The organism is Mesorhizobium sp. M2A.F.Ca.ET.042.01.1.1 (genome assembly GCF_003997405.1).
Taxonomy (GTDB): domain Bacteria; phylum Pseudomonadota; class Alphaproteobacteria; order Rhizobiales; family Rhizobiaceae; genus Mesorhizobium.
On record NZ_RZRX01000192.1, the window covers coordinates 1 to 12836 of the forward strand.

Below are 12836 nucleotides of genomic sequence, written 5' to 3' on the forward strand. Positions count from 1 at the left end.
GCCCCGGATCGGCCGGGCCATCAACCAGGAACTTCGGACGGGCGGCATGGGAGGAACTTTTGGGTGGATCGCGAATGCGTGTGTTGATAGGGGAAGGATCCCGGACACTTCTCCCCTTTCGATCGAATGAACGACGTTTTCGGCTATATCGCCTATGGCGATAACGAGGTTTATCACTTCGGCGCGCTGCTCAGCGCGCTTAAGCTTTTGCACAATTGCCCTGGCGCCAAAATAATTATCGCAACCGACAGGCCCGAGCTTTTTCGCCGATACCCGGTCGAAACGATGGCCATCACCGCCGACCAGAAGGAGCAGATGTCTTTCGGCCGGCGCTATCATTTCGGCATCAAGGCCGCGTGCCTGATCAAGATCCTGCAGCGGGCGGACCGTCTGATCTTCATGGACTCCGACCACTATCCTTATGTGAATCCATCCAGAGGGTTCCGACAGATTTCGCCGACCCGTTCCTTCATGCGGAAGTGCGAGGGCAAGCATCGGCTTTACCCGGTTCTCACGGGCAAAGGCGTCAAGATCGGAGACTACACCCTGACAGGCCACGAACCGATGTGGCAAAGCGGAATCCTTGGCATTCACCGAGCCAATGTCGGGTCGTTAACCGAGGCTTATTCTGCGATGCTGGCCGTACGTGAATTGACCAATACAGACGCACCCGAGCAGTTTTGCATCGGTGTCGCACTGTCTCGAAATGGCCTGTCTCTCAGCCGACATCGCCTTCCGGTCAGCGACTACAACACACGTGGCAAAAAGGCTTTCGCCAGCCCTCGCGTGCTGAAGTTCTTCGACATGTATGGCGACTCTCCGATAGCCGATCAGGTAAAGAGGGCCGGCTGGTATCGCTTGTGGCGAGCTCCCATGGACCTGTGGCAGCAGCGGGATAGGTGGTCGTTTTAAGCTGGTGTGAGGACTACCGCAGACAAAAACCTCGCTGATCAAGGCACGCCCATCGCCTGAGGTGGCCGGAGAGACATTCGGTCCGGCGCGGCGCCTTAGATGTCTATTCCATATCGAACCGAGGGGGATTGAACAGCGGACTTCCCTTTCTCCTGATGTCAAGTTATGCACGCCAGATGGGTCTGAAGATTGTCGATATCCTAGCCAGATCGCCGGCAGTCATCGCGGCGAAGGAAGTCAGAAATGGCTTGGTATACAAGGCCTTCGAATATCGCGGCCGAGCTGCTGGACGTGCTTTTGCAGATCATCTCAAGGCAAGTGATACATCGCGTGTCTGCTTCACGGTGGCGTTCAATACACCCTGGGTCATAGATGCACTGGCCAAGGCCTGGGAAATGCACCCTCCGGGAATGACCCTGGCCGTCGTCGACAATTCGACCGATCGGGCATCGAGAGAAGCAATAGAAAGCATCTGCAAGGTAAGAGGCGTGCCTTATTTGGCGCTTCCGATGCGGGTGGAAAAACATCTGTCGAGATCGCACGGAACCGCGATAACCTGGGCTTATCACAACATCATACGGCATCTGGAGCCCGAGCTATTCGGCTTCATTGATCATGACTGTTTCCCGGTCGTGCCATTTGACATCCCATCCAGGATGGAAGGCAAGGCTGTGTACGGCAAGCTTTTCCTTCCAGGTCAAAATCATATCCACCAGTCGAAGCCGACCGATCGGCATTGGAATTTATGGGCAGGCTTCTGCTTCTATCGCTTCTCCGCCACGGTGGGGTGCAAGCTGAACTTCGAACCCCGCTTGAACATGGGGCTTGATACTGGCGGCGCAAACTGGAACGTCTTTTACTCGCATCTGGACAGGGCAAGCGACGTTGCCATTGCCGTCGCTCGGGAAACCCCGATGACGATGGCGGGGGCGGTCGGGCGCCACGAGATCATCGAGGAAGCATTCTTCCATGTCGCCGGCGTATCCTACCCCGACCGTCCCAGTTATCACCGCAGAACTACGGACCATCGAAAACTGATCCGCGACTATGTCTGGGATAAATATCTTGGCGGCACCAGCGGCAGGGTGGCGCAAGACTTCTAAGCGCTGCGCGTTACCCATCCGCGTCAAAGCCGATTCCGCGGAGTCCGCTTACCGCCTGGCCGCGCCGACGAGCTTCGCAATCGCCTCGTCGATCCCAGTCCTTCCTTGACGCCTTAGGGCATGGGGATCGCGAAAGTCGATCCAGCCTTCGTTGAAGCCGTCGAGCATGCGCATGCGCATTTCGGGATGGCGCATGCCCTGCTCGCGGAAGATCGTCTCCCAGCGCTCTCGCGGGACAGTGCGTGCCTCGACCTCGCGGCCAAGCGCCTTGGCAAAGGCTGCGGCGATTTGGTTCGGCGACACCCTGTGTTGCGCTTCCAGTTCGATCACCCGGTGGCCGCTCCAATCCTCGAGCAAGAGTTCCGCGGCGGTTCTGCCGACATCGGCGGCCGAGATCATCGCGACCGGCCGATCGAGCGGCTGGAGGTAGCTGTCGATCACGCCCTCATCGCGCGCCGAGGCGAGGTCCCACTGGGCATTTTCCATGAACCAGGCGGCGCGCAGGAACGTCACGGCCACGGGCAGATCGGCGAGCGCCTCTTCCAGCAGGCGCAAAACGTTGAGCAGATTGGGCTGCGTGGCGTCCGCGCCGATCGTCGACAGCACGACGACCTTGCGCGGCAGCGCCCTGTGCAGCGTCTCGCGGACGACGGCGATCTTCGGCAGCACGTCCGGGAAATCGGGTTCGGAATCATAGACCGGCGGCAACAGGATGAACGCGCCCTCGACGCCCGAAAGTGCGGCGGCCAGAGGCCCGGGATCGCCGAGGTCGGCGACGGCGACCTCGCAGCCTTTGGCCAGCCACGGCGCGCCCTTGGCTTCGTCGCGGACAACGGCCCGAACCTTGTGGCCTGATGCCAGCAGCGTTTCGGCAAGAACCCCGCCGACGCGGCCGGTAATGGCGGTAACTGCGTACATGATCTTTCCTTCGTTTGTGCTGGTTGAACGGGATCACGGCCGGCGGCCACGACTGGCCGGCGGTCTCTGGCCGGTCTTTTCACACCCTTGGCTTGCTGATCCCAGCGCCGATATGTCATCATAATCCGGACTCCAGGTTGGGAATGGCGGATGCCCTATGATGGAAGATTGCTGTCCGGCGTGACGGTGCTGATGGCGGTGGTCGAGGCCGGTTCGATGGCGCGGGCAGCGGACTCGCTCGGCATGACCGCCTCGGGCGTCGGCCGCGCCATCCAGCGGCTTGAAGCCCGCATCGGGGTGCGGCTGCTCGACCGCACGACCCGCACCATGCACCTGACGGACGAAGGGCGGCGCTTCCATGAGCGGGTCGGTCCTCACCTCGACGGCATCGAGGAGGCGGCGGTCGAGGCCACCGGCGCCACCTCGGTGGTTCGCGGCAGGCTGCGCGTCAATGTCGACCCGTTCTTCTCGCAGCTGGTGCTGGCCGGGCACGCGGGCCGGTTCCTGGCGCTCTATCCTGAGCTTCGCCTCGAGCTCATCATGCGCGACGCGGTGGGCGACCTGGTGGCGGACGGGTTCGATCTTGCGTTGCGCTTCGGCGATCCGCCGGCCGGCTCATTCACCGCGCGCAAATTGTTCGAGACGCGCATACTCACCGTCGCGGCGCCCGCCTATATCGAGCGCCGCGGCCGTCCGCGGCACCCTGCCGACCTGCCCGACCACGACGCCATCGATTTCTGGGACGCCGCGCATAACCGCGCCTATGAGTGGGAATTTCGCCGCGGCAACGAGGCGCTGCCACTCAGCGTGCGGACCAGGCTGATGACCTCCGACGCACCGACCATGCTCAACGCCTGCCTGTCCGGTGCCGGCATCGCGCAGGTGCTGGAATTCGCCACGCGCGAGCAGGTTCGCGACGGCCGGCTGATCGACCTGTTTCCGGACTGGTCGGACGAGCTCTTCCCGCTCCACGCGATCTACCCCTCGCGACAATACCGCACCGCCAAGGTGCGGGCGTTCGTGGAGTTCGTGGTAGAGTTGCTGGCTGAGGTTTAGATCCGGAGTCACGTAGATCTCGTAACCCATTGAATAAACTGGCGATCCCGGCAGGATTCGAACCTGCGACCATCGGCTTAGAAGGCCGGTGCTCTATCCAGCTGAGCTACGGGACCGTCGGCCGGCCGGGCCGGCTGTTGCGTTACGCCAAGCGATGCAAGACTCGGGAAGTCAGTGCGTCCAGGGCGTCCTGCGGTCATAGCGGAAATTGTCCGAATAGGAAATCTGCCGGCGCTTGGCTTCCTTCGGCTCTTCGACGCGATAGGCGATCTTTTCCTTCTCGGCATAAGCCACCGCTTCTTCCTTCGTCTCGAAGGTGAGCTTCACCTGGCTCAGCATGTCGCCGGAGGTTGTGTAGCCCATCAGCGGGTCGATCTTCTTGCGCTGGGCGGGATCGAACTCCAGCACCCAATGTCCGGTCTTGGCCTTGCCGGACTGCATCGCGGTTTTGGCTGGACTGAAAATGCGCGCGGACATGACCACCTCTTTGCCGCCCGGCGATCGGGCACCGTTGTTCGGCGCCATTTGCGGGGTCCCATCGGGAGCCCGAAATTCTCGCGCCAACCCGTCATTACTGTGCAATGGCCGCGGCGGCAAGGCCGCAGGCGCTCCTGCGCCCCCACGGCGCAGGGAACCTCGCCGCGCCGGCGACATTATCGAAGGTCGGGCGGCCGGGCCGGGCAATCCTGTGAGCCTCAATCAGAAGCGGACATTTCGCCATGACCAATGCAACCGAACATGCCGTCCTGCAGCTCGCCGTGCTTGTCGGCAGCCTGCGCGCCCAGTCCTTCAGCCGCAAGATCGCCAAGGCGCTTGCGGCCCGCGCGCCGGATTCGGTGCGCTGCCGCTTCATCGAGATCGGCGACCTGCCGCTCTACAACGAGGATCTGGACGGTGACGACCCGCCAGAGGCGTGGTCGGCCTTCCGTGAGGCGATGCACGAATGCGACGCGGTGCTGTTCGTCACCCCGGAATACAACCGCTCGATCCCCGGCTGCCTGAAGAACGCGCTCGATGTCGGCTCGCGCCCATCGGGCAGGAGCGTGTTCAAGGGACTGCCCGCAGGGGTCGTCAGTGTCACACCGCATAAGCTTGGCGCTTTCGGCGCCAATCATGCGCTGAGACAAACCTTCGCCTTCCTCGACATGCCGGTGATGCAGCAGCCGGAGGCTTATATCGGCAATGTCGCGGAACTCCTGGACGGCAAAGGCGCGGTGACCAATGCCGACACCGCCACCTTCCTCGAAAATTTCATGGCCAGCCTGGAAAGCTGGATCAGGACGGTGCATCCTGGCGGCTCGGCCTTCGATGCCTTCATGAAGCAGCGCGAGAAGATCGCCGAAGACTATGTCAATGGCGATGCCTCCTCGCTGAAGGCGATCGTCACCCGTGCCGGGCCGGCGACATTCTTCTCACCGCGCGGAGACCATCTCGAAGGCGCCGAAGCGGTTGCCGGCCGTTACGAACGCGACGCCGCAAACTTCCACAAAGGCGGCAACACCGACCTCGAGGTGCTGCAAGCATCTTCCAGCGGGGATCTGGCGTTCTGGAGCGGGTTGCAGCATGCCAAGGCGCGCATCGGCAAGAACGGCGAGGCGACCGAGATGACCTTGCGGGTGACGGAAGTGTTTCGGCTGGAGGATGGCGCGTTCAAGCTGGTCCATCGCCATGCCGACCCGGTTCATTAAAGCGCGTCGCGATCCTTCGGATTCGCTCCATGCGCTTTAAGCCTTTTAGTTTACGCATGTCTTTATCCCGAAACCGGTTCCCACTTTCGGGAGACATGCTTTAGCCGGCGCTTGCAAAATCCGCGACACAATGCCGGGGGGCTCTGCAACACGCACCTATTCCTTTTGGCCTGCGAGCGGCATACATCGGATACATGGTCATGCCACTTGATGGCATGATGGCGACGACAAAGATACGAATGAGCGCGGATACGAAAGTCTCGCCGTTGGGGACCGGCGAGCCAGCAATACTGGACGGCACGATTGTCGTCGGCGGGGGCGCCGCCGGGCTTGCCGCCGCGCATGCGTTGACCAGGGCCGGCGTGACGACGCAGATCCTGGAGCGCGAGCAGAGGCTGGCCGAGCCCTGGCACCGCCGCCACGACAATCTGCACCTCAACACGCATCGCGACCTCTCCTCATTGCCAGGCGTGTCCTATCCGGCGGGGACACCGGCCTTCCCGCACCGCAGCGCCGTCGCGCGCCATCTCAATGAGTTCGCCGAGACGCACCGGCTGCCCGTCGCCTTCGGCGTCGAGGTCGACGAGATCGAATTCCGAGGCGACCATTGGCTGCTGCGGACAAGCGAGGGCTTGAAGGCGGCGCGATATGTGGTGATCGCCACCGGACGGGACCGGCAACCCTTCATCCCGGCCTGGACAGGCATGGAGGATTTTTCCGGCAGGATCATCCATTCGGCCGATTTCGGAAAGGCAAGCGACTATGCCGGCAAGAAGGTGCTGGTGGTCGGCGCCGGCAATTCCGGCTTCGACGCGCTCAACCATCTTTCCCGTGTCGAGACCGGCCAGATCTGGCTTTCGGCGCGCAACGGACCTTCGCTGCTGCCCAAGCGCATCGGCAAGATCGCGGTGCACCGCATATCGCCGCTCATGGCCAACCTGCCCACATGGCTCGCCGACGCGGTCATGGCGGCAACCCAACGCCTGGTGTTCGGAGATCTGACGAAATACGGCCTGCCCCCTGCCCCGTCGGGCGGCGCCAGCCGGCTCGGCTCCGACTATACCGCGATCGCGGCCGACGACGGCGCGGTCGAGGCCATCAAGGCCGGGCGCATCATCGTCGTGCCGCAGCTGCGCGAATTCAGGCGCGACGGCGTCGTGCTCGACAATGGCCAGTCGATCGCCCCCGACATCGTCATCGCCGCCACCGGCTACCGCACCGGACTGGAACCGATGCTGGGCAAGCTCGGCGTGCTGGACGCCAAGGGCGTGCCGCTGTTCAACGGCGCCGCGAACGACCCGAAGCTGCCCGGGCTCTGGTTCACCGGCATGCGGCCCAGCATTCGCGGCTGCTTCGCCAACTCGACAATCCAGGCCGCGGCGATCGCCAGGAAGATCGCTGGCCTGAAGAGCTGAGCCCGCCACAAGGAACAGACAGGACGGTCGGTCGTTTGCCTTTCTCTGATGAAAGGAAGCGAGATGCCGACGCCCGATGAGCTCGAAGCAAAATTCTGGAAAGCCCTGAAATCGGATATGACAATGATGATCGGGCTTGACGGCTCGAACATCGTCCCGCGCCCCATGACGGCGCAACTGGAAGCCGAGGCCAGGGGCCCGATCTGGTTCTTCACCGCCAGGGAAACCGAGCTTGTGCTTGGACTTTCCTCCGGCAGCCAGGCAACGGCGACGTTTGTATCCAAGGGTCGCGACCTTTTTGCAACGGTGCAAGGCCGGTTGCAGATCGATAACGACCGGGTCGTGATCGACCGGCTGTGGAACCGCTACGTGGAAGCGTGGTTCGAAGGCGGCAGGGACGATCCGAAGCTGACGCTGCTTCGCTTCGAGCCTGAACAGGCCGAGATTTGGCTCGACGCCTCCAGCGTCGTCTCCGGCATCAAGATGCTGCTCGGCTACGATCCGAAGGAGGAGTACAAAGACAACGTCGCCAAGGTCGATCTCTAGGCTACCTTGACAGCATCATCGGCCGGATCGAACCGCGCTCCGTTTTTGTGTTGCCTTCCGGGCGTGCGCCCCCTATACGCCGCGGGACGTCGGAGTGTAGCGCAGCCTGGTAGCGCACCTGATTTGGGATCAGGGGGTCGCGTGTTCGAATCACGCCACTCCGACCATTAAAATCAAGACTTACGGCCAAACCCGCCTGCTCGCCGAGTTGAGTCGTTCCTGCCAGCGAAATTTGGCAAGTGTCGCTGCCATTGGCGAATCGGTGCGGCAGGGTTCCATGGGCGCCCCAGCATCTCGATAAACGACATGTTCCATTAAGGCGTTCAGAGGCTAAGGCGTATCATTCAAGGACGGAAACGCTGGCATCGGCCTTGCAAGGCAGCGATTGCCGGGTTGATCTCCGGCAGCTCGTCGGGCTTGAGGCAGTTGTTGGGGGCCTCGCCCGGCGAGTTCAGCGAAACCGGTGGAATGTAACCAACCGTGATATTCATGCAATCTTACTAATGTAACCTCTGCGTCGGCCGACTCCCCACCCCGAGTCGGCTAGGCCCGGCGGTTTAACCCAGCGCACCCCAACAGAGTGCGGAACTGTCGGGCCGCTTTATGGACAAGGCGTCCAGCCGTTCCGCTGCTCCGGCGTCACCGCACGATTGGTGAACTGCAAATTCGATCGTCACGGCTGGCGGCGCGGCATTCGTGGCAGTAGATGACCTTGATCAAATCCCAATGCATGCAGCCCATGGTCAGGCCTTCGCCGCTTGGTTGCGCCGGTTGCGGGACAGGATGAACGGGTAAGCGGAGCCCATTGACCGCTGCGACAGCAAACCCGCCGGGCGAGAACCCCAACAACCTCGAGCCCGGCGAGCCTACAACCCGATCTGGAACGCGACCGGGGCCGGGATCAACCGGCACTATCGGCGTTGCAAGATCGATGCCGGGAAGACTGTTCCGGAATGGGACGGCTACGCCGCAGGCTCCCACGGATGCCGCACAGGCCGGGACGCGGCTCGAACAATCCCCCTCGCTCCCAACTTTGTCGCCGGTCTAGACTTCGGACAAAGGGGGATTGTCGATGCCCGTTCTCGAGGCGCTGCTGTCACTGATCGGTCCGGCCTACCTGGCCTATTACGGCTTCGCGGTTCCGGTCATGGTCGTCTGGGCAATCCTGTGCACTGGCCTATGGGTCTGGAACAACCGGCCGAGCAAACGCCAGAACGGCGTCGCCCGGTAGCGATCCGCCGGCCTGATGGTCTTCGTCCTTGTCGCCGCCTGTTACATCGCGGCGCATACGGGCGTGTATCTTTTGGCCCGGCATCTGGCCGGGGTATGGGCGTAGTTTTTTGCCTTCTCCCCTTGTGGGAGAAGGTGGATCGGCGCGCAGCGCCGAGACGGATGAGGGGTGTTCCAGCGAAGTGACACGCTGGCTTTCCCTAGAGCACCCCTCATCCGTCGCCTTCGGCGACACCTTCTCCCACAAGGGGAGAAGGGGAACTCCTAGATATCGAACTCGCCCTGCCCTTCGTCCATGGCGCTGACCGTCTCGGCCGCGAGCGCGCGGGTGATCGGCGTCTTGCGCTCAAGCGCGGCGCGGTCGAGGCGCTCGACGACACGCATGGCGGTGCCGAGCGAACGCTCGATGCGGCGCACCAGATATTGCACCACATGCGGCTCGACCTCGACCTGGCGGTCGGCGAACAGCTTTGTGATGACGCCGGCAAGCAGCAGATCGTCGGGCTCGTGGATCTCGATCGTCGCCGCCGCTTTCAGCCGCGAGACGAGATCCGGCAGCGCGACGCGCCAGGCCGAGGGGAAACGCCGTGCCGTAAGCAGCAGCGTCGAGCCCGCGCCGCGCACTTCATTGATCAGGTGGAACAGGCCTTGCTCATCGATCGCCGCCTTGTCGACGTCGTCGATGAGCGCCGGCCTCATGCCCAGGCCGGCAATGTGCTCGCCGATCCGGCCTGGCTGGATGGCGAGCGCATGCGCCCGCTCCTGCCATATCCGTGCGAGATGCGTCTTGCCCGAGCCGGGCGGCCCGGCCAGCACGACCACCGGCGACGGCCAGTCCGGCCAGCGGTCGATCAGCGATGCGGCTTGCACGTTGGTGCCCGACACGACGAGTTCGTCGCGCGAATAGCCGGTGCCGTGGCCGAGATCGAGCGGCAGCTGACGCGGCGTATCTGCTGGCTGAGCAGCCATTTCAGCCCCGCTTCGAACGGTGGCCGCCGCCGCGATCGGCCGGCAATGGCGGCACGGGCCCTGTGGCGTGACCCTTGTAGAGCGGCGATTCGAGATAGCGGGCGATGGCGAAACGCACCAGCACGGCAATCGCCGCCGAGGCCGGCACGGCAATCAACAGGCCGACGAAGCCGAACAGCGCGCCGAAGGCGAACAGCGCGAACATCAGCCACACCGGATGCAGGCCGACGCTCTTGCCGACCAGCCGGGGCTGCAGGATGTTGCCCTCTATGAACTGGCCGACGAAGAACACGCAGGCAACCAGCACGATCATCGTCCAGTCCGGCCAGAACTGGACGAAGGCGACGCCGACGGCCAGCACCAGCCCGGTCAGCGAGCCGACATAGGGGATGAAGGAGATCACCCCGGCGAAGAAGCCGATGAGGATGGCGAAGTTCAATCCGGTCAGCGTCAGCCCGGTGGCGTACATGGCGCCGAGCACAAGGCATAGCGTGCCCTGCCCGCGCACGAAACCGGCCGTGGCGGTGTTGATGTCGCGGGCAAGCGCGCGCACCGTCTCGACATGGTCGCGCGGCACCCAGCCGTCGACCTCGGCCACCATGCGGTCCCAGTCGAGCAGCATGTAGAAGGCGACGACCGGGGTGACGACGAACAGGCTGACCACCGAGACCAGCGCCACGCCGGAGCTCCAGATCGAGGTGAAGACGGTGGTGAGCAGGCTGAAACCGGAGGTCAGGAGCGAGTTCAGCCCGTCGCGCAGGCCGGCGGCGTTGACGCCAAAACGCTGCTCCAGCCATTTCGGGTCGAAGCTGGTGATGAGCGACTGCAGGCGTGTGAGGTATTCCGGCAGCTTGCGGGCGAAATCGGCCATCTGGGTCGCCAGCACCGGCACCAGGATGACGAAGGCCAGCACCACGACGACGATGAAGGCAATCAGGATGACCACCGTCGCCATCAGACGCGAGAGGCCGAGCCGCTGCAGCCAGTCGGCGACCGGATCGAGGAAATAGGCGAGCACCATGCCGGCGACGAAAGGCAGGAGGATGCCCGAGAAGACATAGAGGAACAGCGCCAGCAGAACCGCCGTCGCCAGCCAGAAGAAGACCTGGCGACGAAGCGCGCCGGAGCTGTCGTCAGCGGCGATCACGGCGCCATCGTGGTCAGGCGTCCGTGCCGGAGCCGCCCGATCTGCCGATGCCCGACTTGGTGTTGTCGTCCTGGGAGTTGCTCGTTCGGGAGCCTTCGCCATAGCCGCTCATATGCCTTAGCCAAGCCACGAGATAGGCCGCGGCCGAAGCCACGGTCAAGACCCCGGTCAGCAATATGAGCGCGGTCCGCAGTGGGCCAAGATGCACGGCAAAGGCCAGCTCGCCCAGCACCAGCGCCGCCAGCACGATCTGCGCGGCGGTGTTGGCCTTCGAAACGAAGAGCGGCTTCACCTCGACCGGATTGCTCATCACGCTGGACAGGAGCACGGCGCAGACGATCAGCCCGTCGCGCGAGACCATGGTGACCACCAGCCAGAGCGGCAATTCGCCGGCAAAGCCCATGACGACGAAGACCGAGACAAGCAGGAGCTTGTCGGCGACCGGATCGAGATAGGCGCCGAGGCGGGACGACTGGTTCCAGCGGCGCGCGATGAAGCCGTCGACGCCGTCGGAGATGCCGGCGACGAGGAAGCCGGCGAAGGCCCAGCCCCAAAGCGACTGCAGCATGGTCAGCACCACGGCGGGCACGAGCAGCAGCCGCATGATCGTGATCATGTTGGGAAGGGTCACGTGATGTCCCGTCGTGTCTCTTGTTGGGAAAAAGATTAGGGAGATGGGAAGTGGGCGCAAGTAGCGGGGCGGCGAAGCGAGTAATCTCCCCCCGCGAGGGGGAGATGGCCGGCAGGCCAGAGGGGGTCGCCGCGCATGAAGTGCCGATGCGCTTTATAGCAAGGGACGGCGGCCGAGCTCTACGCGCGGCGACCCCCTCTGTCGCCTTTGGCGACATCTCCCCCTCAAGGGGGGAGATTAGCTCTCGCGCCTTGCTCCCCGAAACCATTCATGCGAAGAGCCCGCAATGACAAACAGGGACGAGCCGACGATGAGCAAGGGCGATCCGGCCAAGCGCAAGAACGGGCTCACCTATGCCGAGGCGGGCGTCGATATCGATGCCGGCAATCTGATGGTCGAGAAGATCAAGCCGCTGGTGCGCGCGACGCGCCGGCCGGGCGCGGACGGCGAGATCGGCGGCTTCGGCGGCCTGTTCGACCTCAGGGCCGCAGGCTTCACCGATCCAGTGCTGGTCGCGGCCAATGACGGCGTCGGCACCAAGCTCAAGATCGCCATCGATTCCGGCAAGCATGACACGATCGGCATCGACCTCGTCGCCATGTGCGTCAACGACATCGTCGTCCAGGGCGCCGAGCCGCTGTTCTTCCTCGACTATTTCGCCACCGGCAAGCTCGATCCGGAGCAGGGCGCCGCGATCGTCGGCGGCATCGCCGAGGGTTGCCGGCAGGCCGGCTGCGCGCTGATCGGCGGCGAGACGGCCGAAATGCCCGGCATGTATCACGACAAGGATTACGACCTTGCCGGTTTCGCGGTCGGCGCGGCCGAGCGCGGCCAGTTGCTTCCCACAGACGACATCGTCGAAGGCGACGTTCTGCTTGGCCTTTCCTCCTCCGGCCTGCACTCCAACGGTTTTTCGCTGGTGCGCCGGATCGTGGCCGCGAGCGGTCTTGCCTGGAGCGATCCGGCGCCGTTCAACGAGGAGCTCAGCCTCGCCGAGGCGCTGCTCGAGCCGACGCGCATCTATGTGAAGTCGATCCTGAAGGCGATCCGCAACACGCATGGCATCAAGGCGCTGGCCCACATCACCGGCGGCGGTTTCCCGGAAAACATCCCGCGCGTGCTGCCCAAGGATTTTTCGGCCGAGCTCGACCTCGAGGCGATCGACGTGCCGCCGGTGTTCTCGTGGCTGGCAAAGACCGGCGGCGTCGCGCCGGAAGAAAT

At 63.5% G+C, this 12836-nt stretch carries 13 protein-coding genes and 2 tRNA genes; 9 read left to right on the top strand and 6 right to left on the bottom strand.

The window, feature by feature from the left end; genetic code table 11:
• The first annotated feature begins 126 nt into the window (after positions 1 to 126).
• Together EOA23_RS24470 and EOA23_RS24475 are read left to right on the top strand one after the other, a co-directional pair.
• Positions 127 to 912, top strand: coding sequence for a hypothetical protein (locus tag EOA23_RS24470; RefSeq protein WP_127306044.1), 786 nt, complete (start codon positions 127 to 129; stop codon positions 910 to 912).
• A gap of 128 nt (positions 913 to 1040) precedes the next feature.
• On the top strand, positions 1041 to 2015 hold the full coding sequence (locus tag EOA23_RS24475; RefSeq protein WP_127306045.1) for a hypothetical protein: 975 nt from the start codon (positions 1041 to 1043) through the stop codon (positions 2013 to 2015).
• Positions 2016 to 2063: 48 nt separating this feature from the next.
• On the opposite strand, the gene EOA23_RS24480 is transcribed toward EOA23_RS24475, so the two are convergent.
• Positions 2064 to 2933 (bottom strand): NmrA family NAD(P)-binding protein, encoded by an 870-nt coding sequence (locus EOA23_RS24480; protein ID WP_127306046.1) that lies wholly within the window; start codon positions 2931 to 2933, stop codon positions 2064 to 2066.
• A 150-nt stretch (positions 2934 to 3083) separates the two neighbouring features.
• On the opposite strand from EOA23_RS24480, the gene EOA23_RS24485 reads away from it, so the two are divergent.
• On the top strand, positions 3084 to 3989 hold the full coding sequence (locus EOA23_RS24485; RefSeq protein ID WP_127306047.1) for a LysR family transcriptional regulator: 906 nt from the start codon (positions 3084 to 3086) through the stop codon (positions 3987 to 3989).
• A 39-nt stretch (positions 3990 to 4028) separates the two neighbouring features.
• On the opposite strand, the gene EOA23_RS24490 is transcribed toward EOA23_RS24485, so the two are convergent.
• Positions 4029 to 4105, bottom strand: a tRNA-Arg gene (locus EOA23_RS24490).
• 55 nt (positions 4106 to 4160) lie between these two features.
• On the bottom strand, positions 4161 to 4466 hold the full coding sequence (locus EOA23_RS24495) for an ETC complex I subunit (RefSeq protein WP_126061746.1): 306 nt from the start codon (positions 4464 to 4466) through the stop codon (positions 4161 to 4163).
• 242 nt (positions 4467 to 4708) lie between these two features.
• Between EOA23_RS24495 and EOA23_RS36970 the strand changes: the two genes are divergently transcribed.
• The 5 genes from EOA23_RS36970 to EOA23_RS36600 all read left to right on the top strand — a co-directional run bounded on the left by EOA23_RS36970 (position 4709) and on the right by EOA23_RS36600 (position 8869).
• On the top strand, positions 4709 to 5677 hold the full coding sequence (locus EOA23_RS36970) for an NAD(P)H-dependent oxidoreductase (protein WP_189341691.1): 969 nt from the start codon (positions 4709 to 4711) through the stop codon (positions 5675 to 5677).
• Positions 5678 to 5916: 239 nt separating this feature from the next.
• Positions 5917 to 7092, top strand: a complete 1176-nt coding sequence (locus tag EOA23_RS24505; RefSeq protein ID WP_127306050.1) for an NAD(P)/FAD-dependent oxidoreductase — start codon at positions 5917 to 5919, stop codon at positions 7090 to 7092.
• A 63-nt stretch (positions 7093 to 7155) separates the two neighbouring features.
• Complete coding sequence (locus tag EOA23_RS24510) at positions 7156 to 7638, top strand: pyridoxamine 5'-phosphate oxidase family protein (RefSeq protein WP_127306048.1); 483 nt, start codon at positions 7156 to 7158, stop codon at positions 7636 to 7638.
• Between the two features lie 90 nt (positions 7639 to 7728).
• Positions 7729 to 7805, top strand: a tRNA-Pro gene (locus EOA23_RS24515).
• 905 nt (positions 7806 to 8710) lie between these two features.
• Positions 8711 to 8869 (top strand): hypothetical protein, encoded by a 159-nt coding sequence (locus EOA23_RS36600; RefSeq protein WP_245474334.1) that lies wholly within the window; start codon positions 8711 to 8713, stop codon positions 8867 to 8869.
• Between the two features lie 263 nt (positions 8870 to 9132).
• On the opposite strand, the gene hdaA is transcribed toward EOA23_RS36600, so the two are convergent.
• Genes hdaA through EOA23_RS24535 form a run of 3 tightly spaced genes read right to left on the bottom strand, consistent with a single transcriptional unit; the run spans position 9133 to position 11615 of the window.
• A complete protein-coding gene (gene hdaA, locus EOA23_RS24525) occupies positions 9133 to 9837 on the bottom strand; it encodes a DnaA regulatory inactivator HdaA (RefSeq protein ID WP_126061750.1) in 705 nt (234 codons plus the stop codon).
• A gap of 1 nt (position 9838) precedes the next feature.
• Positions 9839 to 10984 (bottom strand): AI-2E family transporter, encoded by a 1146-nt coding sequence (locus tag EOA23_RS24530; RefSeq protein ID WP_126061751.1) that lies wholly within the window; start codon positions 10982 to 10984, stop codon positions 9839 to 9841.
• A 13-nt stretch (positions 10985 to 10997) separates the two neighbouring features.
• On the bottom strand, positions 10998 to 11615 hold the full coding sequence (locus EOA23_RS24535; RefSeq protein WP_127306049.1) for a CDP-alcohol phosphatidyltransferase family protein: 618 nt from the start codon (positions 11613 to 11615) through the stop codon (positions 10998 to 11000).
• A 310-nt stretch (positions 11616 to 11925) separates the two neighbouring features.
• Here EOA23_RS24535 and purM point away from each other — a divergent pair.
• A partial coding sequence (gene purM / locus EOA23_RS24540; protein WP_127306051.1) for a phosphoribosylformylglycinamidine cyclo-ligase occupies positions 11926 to 12836 on the top strand: 911 nt, incomplete at its 3' end.